Annotated in this window: 16 protein-coding genes; 9 read left to right on the forward strand and 7 right to left on the reverse strand. The window is 67.8% G+C overall.

The window, feature by feature from the left end; all coding sequences use genetic code 11:
• A partial coding sequence (locus A9X01_RS13400; protein ID WP_065121244.1) for a response regulator transcription factor occupies positions 1-516 on the reverse strand: 516 nt, incomplete at its 3' end.
• A 172-nt stretch (positions 517-688) separates the two neighbouring features.
• Between A9X01_RS13400 and lmeA the strand changes: the two genes are divergently transcribed.
• From lmeA to A9X01_RS13430, 6 genes are all read left to right on the forward strand, one after another.
• The gene (gene lmeA, locus A9X01_RS13405; protein ID WP_065121245.1) at positions 689-1,495 is read left to right on the forward strand and encodes a mannan chain length control protein LmeA; all 807 of its coding nucleotides are present in this window, start codon (positions 689-691) and stop codon (positions 1,493-1,495) included.
• 350 nt (positions 1,496-1,845) lie between these two features.
• Positions 1,846-2,679, forward strand: coding sequence for a sulfurtransferase (locus tag A9X01_RS13410; protein ID WP_065121246.1), 834 nt, complete (start codon positions 1,846-1,848; stop codon positions 2,677-2,679).
• A gap of 1 nt (position 2,680) precedes the next feature.
• Complete coding sequence (locus tag A9X01_RS13415) at positions 2,681-2,983, forward strand: DUF1416 domain-containing protein (RefSeq protein WP_036365384.1); 303 nt, start codon at positions 2,681-2,683, stop codon at positions 2,981-2,983.
• Positions 2,984-3,165: 182 nt separating this feature from the next.
• A complete protein-coding gene (locus tag A9X01_RS13420; RefSeq protein ID WP_065121253.1) occupies positions 3,166-3,774 on the forward strand; it encodes a heme-binding beta-barrel domain-containing protein in 609 nt (202 codons plus the stop codon).
• A 106-nt stretch (positions 3,775-3,880) separates the two neighbouring features.
• Positions 3,881-6,247 (forward strand): RyR domain-containing protein, encoded by a 2,367-nt coding sequence (locus A9X01_RS13425; RefSeq protein ID WP_065121247.1) that lies wholly within the window; start codon positions 3,881-3,883, stop codon positions 6,245-6,247.
• A 107-nt stretch (positions 6,248-6,354) separates the two neighbouring features.
• A complete protein-coding gene (locus tag A9X01_RS13430; protein ID WP_172832508.1) occupies positions 6,355-7,860 on the forward strand; it encodes a sensor domain-containing protein in 1,506 nt (501 codons plus the stop codon).
• 252 nt (positions 7,861-8,112) lie between these two features.
• Here the strand turns inward: A9X01_RS13430 and A9X01_RS13435 are convergent, their stop codons facing one another.
• Positions 8,113-8,976 (reverse strand): aminodeoxychorismate lyase, encoded by an 864-nt coding sequence (locus tag A9X01_RS13435; protein ID WP_065121254.1) that lies wholly within the window; start codon positions 8,974-8,976, stop codon positions 8,113-8,115.
• 66 nt (positions 8,977-9,042) lie between these two features.
• Between A9X01_RS13435 and ygfZ the strand changes: the two genes are divergently transcribed.
• Together ygfZ and A9X01_RS29105 are read left to right on the forward strand one after the other, a co-directional pair.
• A complete protein-coding gene (gene ygfZ / locus A9X01_RS13440) occupies positions 9,043-10,149 on the forward strand; it encodes a CAF17-like 4Fe-4S cluster assembly/insertion protein YgfZ (RefSeq protein ID WP_065121249.1) in 1,107 nt (368 codons plus the stop codon).
• A 156-nt stretch (positions 10,150-10,305) separates the two neighbouring features.
• On the forward strand, positions 10,306-10,479 hold the full coding sequence (locus tag A9X01_RS29105; protein WP_081282367.1) for a DUF3073 domain-containing protein: 174 nt from the start codon (positions 10,306-10,308) through the stop codon (positions 10,477-10,479).
• A gap of 39 nt (positions 10,480-10,518) precedes the next feature.
• On the opposite strand, the gene purM is transcribed toward A9X01_RS29105, so the two are convergent.
• The 3 genes from purM to A9X01_RS13455 all read right to left on the reverse strand — a co-directional run bounded on the left by purM (position 10,519) and on the right by A9X01_RS13455 (position 13,772).
• The gene (purM, locus tag A9X01_RS13445) at positions 10,519-11,613 is read right to left on the reverse strand and encodes a phosphoribosylformylglycinamidine cyclo-ligase (protein WP_065036670.1); all 1,095 of its coding nucleotides are present in this window, start codon (positions 11,611-11,613) and stop codon (positions 10,519-10,521) included.
• A gap of 105 nt (positions 11,614-11,718) precedes the next feature.
• Positions 11,719-13,254 carry an amidophosphoribosyltransferase gene (purF, locus tag A9X01_RS13450; protein WP_065121250.1) on the reverse strand — a complete coding sequence of 512 codons (1,536 nt, stop codon included), beginning with the start codon at positions 13,252-13,254 and terminating at the stop codon, positions 11,719-11,721.
• A 131-nt stretch (positions 13,255-13,385) separates the two neighbouring features.
• Positions 13,386-13,772 (reverse strand): sterol carrier family protein, encoded by a 387-nt coding sequence (locus A9X01_RS13455; protein WP_065121251.1) that lies wholly within the window; start codon positions 13,770-13,772, stop codon positions 13,386-13,388.
• 19 nt (positions 13,773-13,791) lie between these two features.
• Between A9X01_RS13455 and A9X01_RS13460 the strand changes: the two genes are divergently transcribed.
• Positions 13,792-15,006, forward strand: coding sequence for an MCE family protein (locus A9X01_RS13460; protein ID WP_065121252.1), 1,215 nt, complete (start codon positions 13,792-13,794; stop codon positions 15,004-15,006).
• On the opposite strand, the gene A9X01_RS13465 is transcribed toward A9X01_RS13460, so the two are convergent.
• Together A9X01_RS13465 and purL are read right to left on the reverse strand one after the other, a co-directional pair.
• The gene (locus tag A9X01_RS13465; protein WP_253849124.1) at positions 14,996-15,613 is read right to left on the reverse strand and encodes an Rv0804 family intramembrane glutamic endopeptidase; all 618 of its coding nucleotides are present in this window, start codon (positions 15,611-15,613) and stop codon (positions 14,996-14,998) included. The genes A9X01_RS13460 and A9X01_RS13465 overlap by 11 nt on opposite strands.
• Positions 15,610-17,582, reverse strand: a 1,973-nt coding sequence (gene purL, locus A9X01_RS13470; protein WP_065121256.1) for a phosphoribosylformylglycinamidine synthase subunit PurL, incomplete at its 5' end; no start/stop codon positions are given. The genes purL and A9X01_RS13465, both read right to left, overlap by 4 nt.

Here is a 17,582-nt window from a genome sequence, read left to right on the forward strand (position 1 = left end):
CTGCGCGCGGGTGAATACCCGGCCGGCGTGCTGGGCCAGATACTTCAGCAACTCGAATTCCTTGTAGGTGAGGTCCAGCGGCCGGCCGCGCAGCCGGGCGGTGTAGGTGCCCTCGTCGATCACCAGCTCACCCAGACTCACCTTGCCCGCGCTCTCCTGGTCGGCCAGGCCGCCGCGACGGCCGACCACCAGCCGCAGCCGGGCGTCGATCTCCGCCGGCCCCGTACTGGGCAACAGAATCTCGTCCAGGCCCCAGTCGGCGCTGACGGCCACCAGTCCGCCCTCACTCACCACCGCGAGAACCGGAACCGACCGGCCGGCCGTGCTGAGCAGGCGGCACAGCCCGCGCGCGGCCGAGAGGTCGTTGCGCGCGTCGACGAGCACCGCGTCCGCGTTGCCCGCCTCCAGTAGTGAGGAAGCCTCGGCCGGCGCTGTCCGCACGCTGTGGGGAAGCAGAGACAGCGACGGCAGGACGGGGTCCGGGTACAGCTCCGAGGTCAGCAGTAATAGGTCCAACTAGCCCCTCCAGCCCTCGTGGGTAGGCCTCCCAAACTCATCGCGACATATGACGTTAGCGGTCAGCTCACCTAACGATAACTTGCTACCTGGGCTTTCGCCTCGCGACGAGCCTGTCCGAGATCGACGTCACCTATACAACACGGTCCCGCGGCGATGTCACAATGTCCCGGTGCGCAGGGTCTTGATCGGTGTCACCGCCGCGATAATCGGCGTCGGGATCCTCGCGCTCGCGGCGCTCGGCGTCGACTACGGCGTCAGCATCTACGCCGAGTACCGGCTCTCGGCGAGCGTGCGCAAAGCGGCCAACCTGCATTCGGACCCGTTCGTCGCCATCCTGGCCCTTCCTTTCATCCCGCAGGCCATGCGCCACCACTACACCGAGGTGGAGATCAAGGCCGGCGGCACCGACCAACCGGAGGTCGGCAGGGCGACGCTGGAAGCCACCATGCACTCGATCGACTTGACCGACGCATCCTGGCTGATCGGACCGAACGCCAAGCTCGCCGTGGAAGAGCTGGAGAGCCGCATCATCATCGACTCCGTGCATCTGGGCCGCTACCTGGGCATTACCGACCTGATGGTGGAAGCGCCGCCACAGGAGTCGAACGACGCCACCGGCGGAACCACCGAATCCGGGATATCCGGCAACCACGGCCTGGTGTTCAGCGGCACGCCGAATAAGGCCGGCTTCGATCGGCGGGTCAGCATCTCGGTCGACCTGTCCATCGCCCCGGAGGACCCGGCCACCCTGATCATCACCCCCACCGGCGTCCTCACCGGGCCCGACACCGCCAACCAGGCCGTTCCCGACGACAAGAAGGCAGCGGTGCTGAAAGCGTTCAGCGCCAGGGTTCCGCGCCAGCGACTGCCGTTCGGGGTCGCCCCGACCACCGTCGGGGCGCGCGGCTCCGACGTCATCATCGAGGGCATCACCCGTGACGTGACCCTCACATTGAGTGATTTCCGGCAGTCCTGACCGCCGGACAAGGGCCTCCGATGGCGCTGTTGGCTTGATCACTATGTCATTGGGTAAGCTTGCCGACGTGTCAGCCCGCATCGAGCGCATGCTCACCAACTGCCGCACGGTTGAGCCGTGCCGCGGCGCGGGTTGTTGCTGTTGCTGTAGCTGTTGAGTAGCCGCGCCGATCTGCGCAGCACTCGAAGCAGCCCCGGAATCCCACTGTGGCATGTCTTCCGCGCAACAGGCGTACCTAGGAGTAATCCGTGCCTTGCCCTTCCACCACCTGCGTGCGTGGCTGGCCGCACCTTTGCACGTAGCACCCGCCGCTGACCACCTTCACAGAGAGAGATCGAAAGGAACCCACCATGGCACGCTCCGACGTCCTGGTCTCCGCCGACTGGGCTGAGAGCAATCTGGATGCCGCAGACGTCGTCTTCGTCGAAGTTGACGAGGACACCAGCGCTTACGACGGCGGCCACATCGCCGGCGCGATCAAGCTGGACTGGCGCACCGATTTGCAAGACCCGGTCAAGCGCGACTTCGTCGACCCCCAACAGTTCTCCAAGCTGCTCTCCGAGCGCGGCGTGTCCAACGACGACACCGTCATCCTCTACGGCGGCAACAACAACTGGTTCGCGGCGTACGCGTACTGGTACTTCAAGCTCTACGGCCACGAGAAGGTCAAGCTGCTCGACGGTGGCCGCAAAAAGTGGGAGCTCGACGGCCGCCCGCTGTCCAGCGACGCCGTGAACCGGCCGCCCACCTCTTACTCGGCGTCGCAACCGGACAACAGCATCCGCGCGTTCCGCGATGACGTGATCGCCGCCATCGGGGTCAAGAACCTGGTCGACGTGCGTTCGCCTGATGAGTTCTCCGGCAAGATCCTGGCGCCGGCGCACCTGCCGCAGGAGCAGAGCCAACGGCCGGGCCACGTTCCGACCGCCATCAACGTGCCGTGGAGCAAGGCGGCCAACGAAGACGGCACGTTCAAGTCCGACGAGGAGCTGGCCAAGCTCTACGCCGACGCCGGACTGGACGGCTCCAAGGAAACGATTGCCTACTGTCGAATCGGGGAGCGTTCCTCGCACACCTGGTTCGTGCTGCAGGAATTGCTCGGCCACAAAAACGTCAAGAACTACGACGGCAGTTGGACGGAATACGGCTCCCTGGTGGGCGCCCCGATCGAGTTGGGAAGCTGACATGTGCTCTGCACCTAAGCAAGGACTGACGTTGCCGGCCAGCGTCGACCTCGAGAAGGAAACGGTGATCACCGGTCGCGTTGTCGACCGGGACGGCCAGGCCGTCGGCGGCGCGTTCGTCCGTCTGCTCGACTCCTCCGACGAGTTCACCGCCGAGGTCGTCGCGTCGGCGACCGGCGACTTCCGGTTCTTCGCCGCTCCGGGATCGTGGACGCTGCGCGCGTTGTCCAGGATCGGCAATGGCGACGCCGTGGTGGCGCCGTCCGGCGCGGGCATCCACGAGGTGGACATCAAGATCGCCTGACGACCCGTTCGGGCCGGTCCCCGTCAGCGCGGTCGGAAGAATAGAATCACTTCCGTGGTGCTGTTCTTCGAGATCATGCTGGTCCTTGCGACCGTGGTCATTTCCTGGTTCGCGCTGTACGCGCTGTATCGGCTGATCACCGACGAGTCGTGACCTCTTCCGAGGGGCCGGACGCCGGCGGCATGTCGCAGGCGGCGGAGCGCTCGAAACTGACCGCGGCACGCAACATTCCCGCGTTCGACGATCTGCCGGTGCCCGCCGACACCGCGAACCTGCGCGAGGGCGCGAACCTCAACGATGCGTTGCTCGCGCTGCTGCCGCTGGTGGGTGTGTGGCGTGGTGAAGGCGAGGGCCGCGGCACAGACGGCGACTACCGGTTCGGCCAGCAGATCATCGTGTCCCACGACGGCGGCGACTACCTGAATTGGGAAGCCCGGTCATGGCGGCTGGACGACGAGGGCGAGTACCACGAAATCGGGTTGCGGGAGACGGGCTTCTGGCGGTTCGTCCGCGACCCCGACGACCCGAGCGAATCACAGGCCATCGAACTGCTCCTGGCGCATTCGGCCGGCTACGTCGAGTTGTTCTACGGGCGGCCCCGTAACCAATCGTCCTGGGAACTGGTGACCGACGCGCTGGCCCGAAGCCGGTCCGGCGTGCTCGTCGGTGGCGCCAAACGGCTCTACGGGATCGTCGAGGGCGGTGACCTCGCCTACGTCGAGGAGCGGGTCGACGCCGATGGTGGCCTGGTCCCGCACCTGTCGGCGCGGCTGTCGCGCTTCGTCGGCTGAGGCCGGCCCGCCGCGTCGTATTCGCGTCCCTGTCTTGCCTTTCGGAGAACTTGCGCGTGTACTGTTCGCGTCCTAGCAGCGGGGTCTAGCAGCGAAAGGCGGCCGGATGCGCCAGAAGAGGACGGTCCCGCCCCCCGTGCGGTGGGCCGTGTCGGCTCTGGCGGTGCTGTTGATCGGCTATCTGGCCGCCGTGGCGTTGCATCCCGCCATCCTGGAGTGGTTGCCGGACGGGCTGGGCTGGTTCGGGCGGCCGGGTTCGATGGCCACGACCACGATCGTCGTCGGCGTCTTGATCGTGTGCGCGATGACCTTTCGCTCCAACACCAGTCACCGGTTGGTGGGTGTGTCGTTCACGGTGATCGCGGTGCTGATCACCATGAGCGCCATCCTGGGCCTGAGTGCGTACTGGAACTGCCACGACCAGAACCACCCGGCCGTCTTCACGCCGCTGATGCTGACGGCTCAACTGATCAAGGGCAGCAGCGGCGACTACTCACTGGGCGGCCGGGTGTGCCCCAGCCCAACCCCGGTCGGCCTCGAATTAGCCCGCATGGCAGCGGTTTCGGCGATCTTCACCGGATTGGGCGGCGTGGTGGTCGGCGTCTTCCGTTCCCAGGTGGACCGGCTGCGGGCGAATCTCGCCGACTCGGTCACCGCCATCGTCGGCGTGGACGACGACACCGAATCGATGGTCAGTGGCGTCGCGCGGACGCTGGACCGGCGCAGCACTCTGGTCGTCATCACCAGCGCCGGTGACGACCGGGTGCAGCGGCTCCGACGGTTGGGCGCCCGGGTGGTGCTGGTGGACTTCAACACTCCCGCGACCCTGGTGTCCCTGCGGCTGTGGCGGAATCTCAGCCGGTTGTACCTGATGGCGGCCGACCCGGCGGTCAACATGCTGCGGCTGGATCTCATCGGGCGCCGGCTGGCCGAAGTCGCCGACAAGCGGCGGTTGCCGTTGATCGTGCGCATCGACGACCCGTGGCTGGCCGAGGCGTGGCGCGCCCAGCAGTTCGGCGGATCCGACACCCGCTGGGCCGCGGACGTGGTGGGCAAGTACGAGGTGACGGCCAGCCGGCTGCTCGACGGCATCATCGCGACCGGCCGAACCAAGCGGATATTCGTCTGCGGCACATCACAATTGACGTTGGCCCTGTGTGCGGACCTGACCCGGCGAGCGCTGGAACGCGACTTTTACACCCCGCCCGGCGCAGCCGCGCTGCCGGCCCTGACCCTGGTGGAACGGGACGCCGACGAGTATCTGCGGGATCACCACTTCTACCGCGAGCAAGCGGGTTTCGCCTCCGATGGCCCCGCGATCGACGCGGTGTCGGAGGCCCCGACGATACCCACCTTGTTGCGGCTGATCGGCGAGACGGACCCGACCACCAGCGCCGTGATCCTGGTCGACACCCACACCGCCACTACCGGCACGCGGCTGGCCGCCCGGTTCCCCGAAATGCCGGTTTACACTTCGGATCTCAACACCAGCATCGACGATGACTCGATTCAGGTCGTCGGGCTGCTGCAGTCCTATTCGCTGGTGCTGGACACCCGGGAGGGCCAGGTTCAGGATGCCTGGGAGCGCGCCGCACGCCTGATTCACGAACGGTATGTGGCAACCATCGACCCGAGCTGGCCGCGGGGTCCGGCGTCGGTGCCCTGGATCGAGCTCGACGAGTTCTACCGCGGGTCCAACCGCCGCCAGGTGCGCAATGCGTTGTGGATGGTCGAACAGATCGCGGGCCACACGTGGAACACCTGGGGCAGCCCGCCGGAGCAGTTGTCGGGCCGGGATATGGCGGATTCGGCGCCGCTGGAACAGCTTTCGCGGATGGGCTTCGACGAATACTCGGCGCTGGCCATGGCGAAGGCCGAGCACGAGGACTGGTGCCGCTACTACCGCCGCAACGGGTGGAAGTACGGCAAGCCACGTGACGACGCCCGCAAGATCCACGACAAGCTCGTCGACTGGTCGGACGTCGAGAACAACCCCGATCTCCTCAACGCCGCGGTGCGCAGCCTGGCGGCCACACTTTGGAGCCTGCGTCAGCTCGGCTATCGGTCACGCCCGCTGTGGCGGACCTTCACCCGGGTCGGCACCGTGGCCGCGACCCAGCGCGATGCGCCGTGGTCGTGGAAGTCGGACTCCGGACACACGATGCGCGCCGACGCCGGCGACTGGGAGGTGCAGTCGGACGGCAAAACCTGGTCGGTGCGCGACGACATCTTCCACGCCACCTACGAGCCGGCCGGTGCCGGGCTGTGGCGTCGCAAGGGCGTGGTGCAGGCCCGGCCCGCCCAGCCCGGCGAGACCGTCAACACCTTGGAGGGCCCGACGGTCGCCACCGACGGCGACTGGGTGGTGCGCGGCGCGCAGGGCGAACAATGGCCTGTTCCGGGTCACGAATTCACGCAGCGTTACGCCGAATTCCGCCCGCCGGAACAGGCGCCCGTCCCGCACGGGGACTGATCCAAACCCGAGTTTGGCAACACGATTGCTGCCGGTAATACCATGCGCTACCGTCGCATGACGGATTCGCCGGATATCTCCCTGTGCCCTCCATCGAGGAGACCGCTGTGGCCATCTTCATCAGCTACTCGAGCCAAGACAGAACCGCGCTCGAAGCTCTCACCACCGCGCTGAAACGCGCCCAGCAGAAGGTCTGGTTCGACCAGGAGCTCGGCGGCGGCGACGCGTGGTGGAACGCGATCCTGGAACAGATCCGCTCCAGCGAGGTGTTCATCGTCGCGCTGTCCAACAATTGGCTGCAGTCCAAGCCGAGCCAGGCCGAATTGCGTTACGCGCAGGCGCTCAACCGCCCGATCCTGCCCGTCAAGGTCGGGCCCGTGGACAGCGTGCGGGTGAATCCGGTCTCGACGCTGCAGATCATCGACTACCAGAACCCCACCGTGGATGCCGGCATCCAGTTGGTCACCGCGATCCACGCGCTGCGCGAGAAAGCCCCGCCGCTGCCCTCGCCGCTGCCCGAAGAGCCGCCGCTGCCGTTCGGCTACATCATGCGGCTGGGCAACACTCTGTCCGAAAAGGAGCTCACCCCCCAGCAGCAGCTCCAGCTGCTGGTCGAGCTGCGCACCGGTCTCGACGAAGACGGCGACGACCCCAGCGCCCGCAGCGACATCGCCCAGCTGCTGCGGATGCTGCGGATGCGGCACGACGTCACCTACCGCACGCGCACCGAAATCGACAATGTCCTGGCCGAAATCGAGGCCAAGGACGGATCGAGAACAGCACAGACAGCGCCTGCCGCCCCGGCCCAGGCCGCGCCCGCACAGCCGGCCGCCGTCGCGCCGCCGCGCCCGGCCACCGCGCCCGCCGCTCCCAGCGCCGGCGGTGGCGCGCAATCGAGCAAGCGCCTGCTGATCATCGGCGGCGCCGCCCTGGCGGCCATCGTGGCGGTGGTGTTGATCGTGGTATTCGCTTCCGGCGGTGGCGGCGGCCGCAAGCCGGCGGCAACTGCCGGCGGCACGACGGTCGGCGCGTCCGGAGCGGTGGCCGCGCCGTCGGCAACCAACTCCGTCCTGCTCGGCGCCGCGGACGTCGGCACGGTGCTGGGCGATCCCAACATGGAGGCCGGAGCGCACGGCGACCAGCTGCGCAAGCCGCAAGGCGCCCTGTCGGACCCGGAGTGTGTGGTGGCCTTCGAACCGTTCGAGGAATCCGCCTACCGGGGTCACGAACTGACCGGCATCCATAACCAGGTGGTGCATTCGCCACAGGACGTCCACCGGGTGGTCGAGGGCGTGGCGAAGTTCCCGACGGCCGAGAAGGCCAGCGCCTTTGTGGCGGCCTCCGCCGCGAAATGGCGGGCCTGCGCCAACAAGACCGTCCAGTTCACCGGCGCGAACAACAAGGCCGTGGAATGGACCTTCGGTGAGGTCAACGGGGATGCGCCGAAGATCACCCAGACCCGCGCGGTGACCGACGGCAGCGGGCGGACCTGCCAGCATGCGCTCAGCGCGGCCGGCAATCTGGTCATCGAGGTGCAGGCGTGCGGCAACGACATCACCGACGGCGGGGCCCGGTTGGCCGACCAGATCGCCGCGAAGGCAGGAAACGCATAGGCCGCACGGCCGACAGGCAGTAGAGATGGAGCGGCCCCCGAGCCGTATTCCGGTTGGACAGACCGGAAGCTCGGGGGCCGGGTGACTGCGGGAGATTCGCCAGCGCTTTGGTCGATGAATCTTCCGAGCCAATGCAGCTAGCTCGCAGCCACCTCACATGTCCATGAAGCTATCAATTTCGCGGACCACCTCCCTTCTTGTGTAAAGCCGACGCTACCGTGACTTGGGCGCGGCGACAACACAATTAAGCGTTCAGCGATCGCTGGCGATGGCTGCGTCGACCAGCTCGGCGAACGTGTCGGCGAACGGGGGGCGGGGCAACCGCCTACCGTCCAGGGTATGCACGCGGGCGGCCAGCGTCATGCTGGAGATGAGCCAAATGCCCTGCGCCTCGGCCAGATCCGTCACCCGTAACGCGCGGTAGTCGCAGTCGTAGCCTTTGGCACGGGCCACCTCGAAGAGTGCCTGCTGGGTGGTGCCACGCAGGATCGGATACCACGGCGGCGGAGTGAGCAGGCAGGGGCTGCCGTCGCCGTTGTCGGTGGCGATCACCACCGTCGAGCGTGGGCCTTCCAGCACGTAGCCGTCGGTGCTGACGAAGATGACATCGCCGGCGCCCTGCCGCGCGGCGTGCCGCAGGACGGCCATGTTGATCGCGTAGGAAAGCGTCTTGGCGCCGGCCAGCAGCCAGGGCATGGCGTCGACACCGCGCGCCGGTAGCCCGCGGTCCAGCGTGATCGCCGCGACGCCGTCCCGGCGCACCGCGGCCACCCGCTCCGGGACCGGGTTGACCATCACATAGGCCGTCGGGTCCGAGCCGCCCTCGCGGCCGCGGCTGTACACCAGACGCATCGCGGCCTCGTCGGACGTGCCGCTGACCCATTGCCGGGTCGCGGAGTCGATGGCCCGCCGCCAGGCCGGCAGGTCCGGCGCGGGCAGGTCCATCAGCTTGGCGGACTGGGTCAGCCGCTGCAGGTGCGACTCGATCAAACATGCCCTGCCGTCGCGGACCAGCAGCGTTTCGAAAATCCCGTCGCCGCGGACCGCCGCCAGGTCGTCGGGCGTGAGCAGCGGCGTTCCCGGATCGAGGATCTCGCCGTCCAGAGTGACGACCACACCAGCCATGTCGAGTGAGCCTAACGACCCCGAAGGTGTGCCCGGCCAGCGCCGTAGAGTTGACGTGTGTCCCGTGCCGGCAACTTCGTCCCCGCGCCCGATCCCGGTCCCGACGCCGGCGCCGTCTGGCATTACGGCGATCCGCTGGGTGAACAGCGGGCGGCCCAGACCGGCGCCATCGTGGTGGACCGCTCGCACCGTGCCGTGCTGACCCTCACCGGGGCCGACCGCCGCTCCTGGCTGCACAACATCTCCACTCAGCACGTCAGCGAACTGGCCGATGGCGCGACGGTGCAGAACCTCAGCCTGGACGGCCAGGGCCGGGTCGAGGATCACTGGCTGCAGACCGAACTCGGGGGCATCACCTATCTGGACACCGAGCCGTGGCGGGGTGAGCCGTTACTGGGCTACCTGCGCAAGATGGTGTTCTGGTCCGATGTGACCCCGGATCACGCCGATTTCGCGGTGCTGTCGTTGTTGGGGCCGCAGCTGACCGACCCGGCGGTGCTTGACGCGCTGGGCGTGGACGTCCTGCCGGCCGACTGGTCGGCGGTCCCGGTGCCCGGTGGCGGCTTCGTCCGGCGGCTGCCCAGCACGCCCAGCGGTCCGGTCGAGCTGGATCTGGTGGTCCCGCGCACCGATGCCGCCGAGTGGCAGCAGCGGCTGACCAGTGCCGACGTGCGCCCGGCCGGTGTCTGGGCCTACGAAGCCCACCGGGTCGCCGCGCTGCGGCCCCGGCTCGGGGTCGACACCGACGAGCGCACCATCCCGCACGAAGTGCGCTGGATCGGCGGTCCCGGCGAAGGCGCCGTCCACCTGGACAAGGGCTGCTACCGCGGCCAGGAGACCGTCGCGCGGGTGCACAACTTGGGGAAACCGCCACGGATGCTGGCGTTGTTGCACCTCGACGGTTCGGCGGACCGTCCGTCCACCGGCGACGCGATACTCGCCGGAGGTCGTGCGGTGGGACGGCTGGGAACGGTGGTCGAGCACGTCGACCTCGGGCCGGTGGCCCTGGCTCTGCTGAAACGGGGGGTGCCGGCCGACACCGCGCTGACGACCGGTGCCGAAGGCGAGGTCCCCGCGGCGATCGACGCCGATTCCCTGCCGCCGACCGATGAAGTGGGGGCCGGACGACTCGCCGTGGAACGGTTACGCGGCGGCGGTCGCTGACTGGCTGTGACATCCGCCATCCTGTCGAGCCGCGTGGCAGGCCGCGCCCACGTTAGCGCGCAGGGCACGGTAAGCTGTCGACAGGACAAAACGACACTAAGAGATCGGAGCCGCCTACTCGTAGGCCGCTCCGTTATTTCGCGAGGGGGTTCCCCCATGGGCCGCGGCCGGGCTAAGGCAAAGCAGACCAAGGTTGCTCGAGAACTGAAATACAGCTCCCCCCAGACCGACTTCACGCGGCTTCAGCGCGAGCTGTCCGGGACGAGCACCGACGAGTCGGACCACGCGGATGGCGACTCGTGGGATGACGACGACACCTGGCGCCGCTAGGTCCTCGCTGGCGTCCGGGGCCCTACTGGTTCTGGATTTTTAGAATCGCGGGTGCTGCCCCACGAGCTTGACCCGCGGGCCGTCCTTACCGGCCTTGCCGACGGTACCCAGCACCCAGCAGTTCAGATGCCGCGCGGTCAGGATCGCCCTGGCGCGGTCGCTGTCCTCCGGCGCGACGACGGCGACCATCCCGACACCCATGTTGAACGTCTTCTCCATCTCGGCTCGCTCGATACGGCCCCGCTGCGCGATCATGGCGAACACCGGCGCCGGCGTCCACGTTCCCCGGTCCACCTCGGCGACCAGCCCGTTCGGGATGACGCGGGCCAGGTTGCCGGCCAATCCGCCGCCGGTGACGTGGCAGAACGTGCGGACCTGGGTCTCGGCGATCAGCGCCAGACAGTCCTTGGCGTAGATCAGGGTCGGCTCCAACAGCTCTTCACCCAGGGTGCGGCCGAACTCTTCCACATAACCGGCCAGGTTCATCCGGTCGATATCCAGCAGAACTGAGCGGGCCAGCGAGTAGCCGTTGGAGTGCAGCCCGGAAGACCCCATCCCGATGATGACGTCGCCGGGTTTGACGCGTTCGGGTCCCAGCACGTCGTCGGCCTCGACCACACCGACCCCGGTCGCCGAGATGTCATAGTGGTCGGGCTCCATCAGACCCGGATGTTCGGCGGTCTCCCCGCCCAGGAGCGCGCACCCGGCACGCACGCAGCCCTCGGCGATACCGCTCACGATCGCCGCGACCCGCTCGGGCACGGTGCGGCCGACCGCGATGTAGTCCTGCAGGAACAACGGCTCGGCGCCGCACACCACCAGGTCGTCCACGACCATCGCGACCAGGTCCAAGCCGACTGTGTCGTGCTTGTCCATGGCCTGCGCGACGGCCAGCTTGGTGCCGACGCCGTCGGTAGAAGCCGCGAGCACCGGTTCCCGGTAATCGCCGCGTATCGCGAACAATCCGGCGAAACCGCCGAGCCCACCCCGCACCTCGGGTCTGGTGGCCTTGGTCGCTAGCGGCTTGAACAGGTCGACCGCGCGGTCACCGGCTTCAATGTCCACCCCGGCCGATGCGTAGGTGATGCCCTGATTGCCCGCGCCTCGTTTGGAGCTCTGTTCAGGATCCGTCATCGCGATAAAGGCTACCGGTCGCCGCACTCGTTGGTAACGCTATGCACCGGTGTCGCGCAGTGGGCCGGGATTTCGGCCAGTTTTGCGCGCGGCGAGGGTTTTTCGTCAGTGGCTGACCGCGGGAACTTCCGCCGTTTCCTGGTCGGCGAGATTGTCCAGGCCGGCACGCGCCGCGTTCGCCAGCATGTGCTCGATGACGTTCTTGCCCAGTGCGGTCTCGCCCGGCAGCTTGATCGGGTACGTGCCGTCGAAGCAGGCGGTGCACAGCCGCGACGCCGGCTGCTCGGTGGCCGCGATCAGACCGCGCAACGAGATGTAGCCCAGGGTGTCGGCGTTGATGGCATGCCGGACCGCCTCGAGCATCTCGCCCTCGTCCTCGACGGCGTTGGCGATCAGCTCGGCCGGGGACGGGAAGTCGATTCCGTAGAAGCAGGGCCACTTCACCGGCGGGGAGGCGATGCGCACGTGCACTTCCACCGCTCCGGCTTCGCGCAGCATCCGGACCAGCGCTCGCTGGGTGTTGCCGCGCACGATCGAGTCGTCGACGACGATGAGCCGCTTGCCGCGGATCACCTCTTTGAGAGGGTTCAGCTTGAGCCGGATGCCGAGCTGCCGAATGGTCTGCGACGGCTGGATGAAGGTGCGCCCGACGTAGGCGTTCTTCATCAGGCCCTGGCCGTAGGGAATGCCGGACTCCTGTGCATAACCCACCGCGGCGGGCGTACCGGATTCGGGCACCCCGATCACCAGATCCGCGTCCACCGCGCACTCCCGGGCCAGCTGGCGGCCGATGTCCAGCCGCGCGCCGTGTATCGACCGGCCGCCGATGGTGCTGTCGGGACGGGCCAGATAGACGTATTCGAACACGCAGCCCTTCGGCGAGGGGTTCGCGAAGCGGGTGGACCGCACGCCGTCGGCATCGATGGCGAGCAGCTCGCCCGGCTCGATGTCGCGGACGAAGGAGGCCCCGACGATGTCCAGTGCGGCGGTCTCGGATGCGACCACCCAGCCACGGTCCAGCCGGCCGAGCGACAACGGCCGCACGCCGTGCGGGTCGCGGCAGGCGTAGAGGGTGGTTTCGTCCATGAATGTCAGGCAGAACGCGCCGCGCACGGTCGGCAACAGCTCCAGCGCCGCTTGTTCGAGGCTGGAATCGGCCGCGCCATGCGCCAGCAGCGCACCGAGGATGTCGGAATCCGTCGTCGCCGGGGCCGGGCAGCGCTTCGCGATCAGACCCGCGTCGCGCGCCCGGGCGGCCAATTCGGCGGCGTTGACCAAATTGCCGTTATGGCCCAGCGCCACCCCGGTGCCCGCGGCGGTGTTGCGAAACACCGGCTGGGCGTTTTCCCAGGTGGTGTCGCCGCTGGTGGAGTATCGGCAGTGCCCGATCGCGACGTGGCCATCCATGGCTGCCAGCGTCTGCTCGTCGAACACCTGGCTGACCAGGCCGAGGTCCTTGAACACCAGAACCTGTGACCCGTCTGCGACGGCGATGCCGGCGGCTTCTTGGCCGCGGTGCTGCAGTGCGTACAGGCCGTAGTAGGTGAGCTTGGCGACATCCTCACCCGGGGCCCAGACCCCGAATACACCACACTCTTCACGAGGCGAATTGAAGTCTTCTTCGGGCTGTTGAGCGGTCACGGTTTTGGCGGCTCCCTGGGGCGCGAATGGTGACGTAACGGAGTCTACGGGTAACTCGTCTGCACCGACGAATTCGACGGGCGTGTTATTCCCGTTCAGACCGGCGTGTCGGAAGAAACACGCAGGTCAAATCACAGGCTCACCACTGGTAACAAGTGGTCGATCTCACTTGCTCGCGATCCGGACAGGGTGACCGAACCGCTGGCCTGGGCCTCTTTCAGCCCCATCAGTCCCGTTGCCACCAGCAGCCACGTCCGGGGGTCGGTTTCGACCACGTTCGGCGGGGTGCCACGGGTGTGCCGCGGACCGGCGATGCACTGCACGGCGACGAACGGCGGGATGCGAATCTCGACGCTGGCACCCGGCGCCAGCCCGGCCAGCGTGCGTGCGGTGAGCCGCACCGCCGCTGCCAGAGTGGGCCGGTCGGGCGGCGGACAGGTCTCGTCGCGCAGCCATTCGGAAACTGACAACACGGCTTGTCGCGTCTTCGCCGGATCGGCGCTATCCCGAGGCGCCATACCTTATGGTCTCAGAATCATGGAGCGTCGTCGTACGGGCACGCGACCCCCATTCAAGACCGTCGGCCTGGTGGCACTGATGGTGCTGACGCTCGTACTGGGCGCGCTGTATTGGCAGTTCCGCGGCAATTTCACGCCGAAGACGAAGTTGACGATGGTCGCCCCGCGGTCCGGGTTGGTGATGGATCCCGGGGCCAAGGTCACCTACAACGGCGTTCAGATCGGGCGGGTGTCGACGATTTCGGAGATCGACCGCAACGGCCGGCCCGCAGCGCAACTGATCCTGGACATCTACCCCAGATACATCGCGCAGATCCCGGCCAATGTGGCCGCAGAGATCAAGGCCACCACCGTGTTCGGCAATAAGTACGTGGCGCTGAGTTCACCTGAAAACCCTGTGGCACAACACATCACTCCGGCAATAGAGATAGATGCCACGCAAGTGACGACCGAGTTCAATACGCTTTTCCAGACCCTGACCGCCATCGCGGAGAAGGTGGACCCGGTCAAACTCAACATGACGCTGAGCGCGGCGGGCCAAGCACTGGCCGGATTGGGAGAGAGGTTCGGCGTCTCGCTGGAACGAGGATCGGCCATTCTGGACGACCTCAACCCCCAACTGCCACAGGCCCGCTACGACATTCGCCAACTGGCCGCCCTGGGCGACATCTACGCGGACTCCGCACCCGAGCTGTTGGACGCCCTGAACCAGGCGGCAACCACCGCGCGCAGCGTCCATGCGCAGCGGAACGAACTCGATGCCGCGCTGTTGGCCGCGGCGGGATTGGGCGGCACCGGCTCCGAGGTCTTCGGACGGGGGGGACCGTACCTGGCGCGGGGTGCCGCCGATCTGCGTCCGACCGCCGCGTTGCTCGACGAATACAGTCCCGAGATCGCCTGCACCATACGCAATTACAACGAAGTTGCGCCCAGAATCCATGCGGCGCTCGGCTTCAACGGGTACGCACTGGGAGCCAACTCATCGGGCGCGATCGCCGGTGCGCCGGCCCCGTACATGTACCCGGAGAACCTGCCGCGCACCAACGCCCGGGGCGGCCCGGGCGGCAGACCGGGATGCTGGCAGAAGATCACCCGTGATCTGTGGCCCGCCCCGTTCCTGGTGATGGACACCGGTGTCAGCCTGGCCCCGTACAACCATTTCGAGCTGGGCTCGCCGCTCGCGCTGGACTATGTCTGGGGCCGGCAGCTGGGCGACAACACCATCAATCCCTGAGACTGCGCCGTTGCACCGCCACCGCGGCCACGGCGCCGGACTCGTTGATGGCCAGATGCGCCAGGATCGGCGCAGCAAGGCTGCCGCAGCGGCCGGCGAGCCGGCCGAACAACCACCCCGCCACACCGGTGACCAGCACCACGGGCACCGCCGGCTGGCCCGTCGCGCGCGCATCGGCGATGTGGGACAAGCCGAACGCGGCGGACTGCAGTACCTGGCCACCGGCCACCCCGAAGGCTTCGGTTCCGACCGCGCTCAGCGCCCCGCGAAACGCGACCTCCTCGGCCCACACCGTACCGATTGGTATGTGCACGCCGAGCCAACTGGGTACCGACGGCGGCAGCTCGCGGCTGTCCATCGATCCCCGCACGATCGGAATGGGTGTTGTCGCAGCGATCGTTGCCGAAACAACCGCGGCCGCGGCTGAGCCCCAGCGCAATCCCGCCCACAGTTCCGGCGGGCGAAGGCCGAGCGGCGCACGGGTGAGCAACGCCAGCCCCCCGCCGAGACCGGCCTGCACCGGCGTCCGCCACGCGGCCGGAAACCGGGGACCGACCAGGCTCCAGCCGACCAATCCCGCGGCCAGTGCAAGCGCGCGCAGTCTCAGACGAAGAATCGCGGCAGCACCGCCTCGGATGTCTCCCGCAGTTCGGCCAGGGACACCGTGAACAGGCCCTGGACCTCGATCGCATCCGACGCTTGATCCACGACGCCGATGCGCGCCGCGGGCAGGCCCCGCGCCTCGCACATGGAACGGAATCGGCTCTCCTCGGTGCGTGGCACCGCAACCAGTACCCGGCCAGCGGATTCGGAGAACAACATGACGAACGGATCCGAGCCCTCGGGAAGCACGATGCGGCAACCTGTTTCACCCGCCAGCGCGGCCTCCACCACCGCCTGGGCCAGCCCTCCCTCGGACAGGTCGTGCGCGGCGGTGATCAGGCCGTCGCGCGATCCGGCCGCCAACACCTCAGCCAGTAACTTCTCCCGTTGCAGGTCGACCGCCGGCGGCAGCCCACCGAGGTGGTCGGCGGTCACCTGCGCCCAGATGGAGCCGTCGAATTCGTCGCGGGTGTCGCCGAGCAACAGCAGACTTTCACCCGGCTCGGTGCCCAGCGCGGTGGGCACCCGCCGCCCGACGTCATCGATGACGCCGAGTACCCCGACCACCGGAGTCGGCAGGATCGCCGACGAGCCGGTCTGGTTGTAAAAGCTGACGTTGCCGCCGGTCACCGGAATGCCCAGGGCCACACAACCATCCGCCAGACCTCGGACGGCTTGGGAGAACTGCCACATGACTCCCGGGTCCTCCGGCGAGCCGAAGTTCAGGCAGTTGGTGACGGCGACCGGGGTGGCGCCCGTGACGGCGACATTGCGGTACGCCTCGGCCAGAGCGAGTTGCGCGCCGGTGTAGGGATCAAGTTGGGTGTAGCGCCCCGACGCGTCGGTGGACAACGCGATGCCGCGGCCGGTCGCCTCGTCGATGCGCAGCACGCCGCCGTCGGCGTGCTCGGCCAGCACGGTGTTGCCCCGCACATAGCGGTCGTACTGCTCGGTGATGAATGCGCGGCTGCACAGATGCGGGCTACCAACCAGCGCAAGCAAAGTCGCGCGCAGTTCGTCGCCGCTGGCCGGCCGCGGCAATATCTTCGACGAGTCGGCGTTCAACGCGTCCTGGTACTCGGGACGGGCGACAGGGCGCTGATAGACCGGGCCTTCGTGCGCCACCGTGCGCGGCGGCACGTCGACGACGGTCTCGCCGTGCCAGGCGATGCGTAGCCGGTCACCGTCGGTGACCTCGCCGATCACGGTGGCCAGCACGTCCCACTTGCGGCAGACCGCCAGGAACGCGTCCACGTTCTCCGGCGTCACCACCGCGCACATCCGCTCCTGCGACTCGCTGCACAACACTTCCGCGGGCGTCATCTGCTTGGCGCGCAGCGGGACGGCGTCGAGATCGATCGCCATTCCGCCGTCACCGGCTGAGGCCAATTCCGAGGTGGCGCAAGCCAATCCGGCGCCACCGAGGTCCTGGATTCCCACCACCAGGCCGCCCGCGTAGAGCTCGAGACAGCACTCGATGAGCACCTTTTCCATGAACGGGTCGCCGACCTGCACCGACGGCAGCTTCTTCCGCGAGTTCTCGGCGTCAAAAGTGTCCGACGCCAGCACCGAGACCCCGCCGATCCCGTCGAGACCGGTCCGCGCGCCGAACAGGATGATCTTGTTCCCGGTGCCCGAGGCGAACGCCAGATGCAGGTCCTCCTGCCGTAATACGCCGACGCACAACGCGTTGACCAACGGATTACCGGCGTAGGACGCGTCGAACACGGTTTCACCGCCGATGTTGGGCAAGCCCAGTGAGTTGCCGTATCCACCGATGCCGCGGACCACCCCGTCGACCACCCGGCGGGTGTCGGGAGCGTCGGCGGCGCCGAACCGGAGCTGGTCCATCACGGCGATCGGCCGCGCGCCCATGGCCATGATGTCGCGAACGATGCCGCCGACGCCGGTGGCCGCGCCCTGATAGGGCTCCACGTAGGACGGGTGATTGTGGGACTCCACCTTGAAGGTGA

Source organism: Mycobacterium asiaticum (assembly GCF_001668675.1).
GTDB lineage: Bacteria > Actinomycetota > Actinomycetes > Mycobacteriales > Mycobacteriaceae > Mycobacterium > Mycobacterium asiaticum_D.

Coding starts and splice junctions, on each gene's coding strand:
- A9X01_RS13460 (WP_065121252.1), top strand. CDS start 13,792: ATGGAGCGTCGTCGTACGGGCACGCGACCCCCATTCAAGACCGTCGGC.
- A9X01_RS13410 (WP_065121246.1), top strand. CDS start 1,846: ATGGCACGCTCCGACGTCCTGGTCTCCGCCGACTGGGCTGAGAGCAAT.
- A9X01_RS13425 (WP_065121247.1), top strand. CDS start 3,881: ATGCGCCAGAAGAGGACGGTCCCGCCCCCCGTGCGGTGGGCCGTGTCG.
- A9X01_RS13455 (WP_065121251.1), bottom strand. CDS start 13,772: ATGGCGCCTCGGGATAGCGCCGATCCGGCGAAGACGCGACAAGCCGTG.
- purM (WP_065036670.1), bottom strand. CDS start 11,613: ATGACGGATCCTGAACAGAGCTCCAAACGAGGCGCGGGCAATCAGGGC.
- A9X01_RS13415 (WP_036365384.1), top strand. CDS start 2,681: ATGTGCTCTGCACCTAAGCAAGGACTGACGTTGCCGGCCAGCGTCGAC.
- A9X01_RS13420 (WP_065121253.1), top strand. CDS start 3,166: ATGTCGCAGGCGGCGGAGCGCTCGAAACTGACCGCGGCACGCAACATT.
- A9X01_RS29105 (WP_081282367.1), top strand. CDS start 10,306: ATGGGCCGCGGCCGGGCTAAGGCAAAGCAGACCAAGGTTGCTCGAGAA.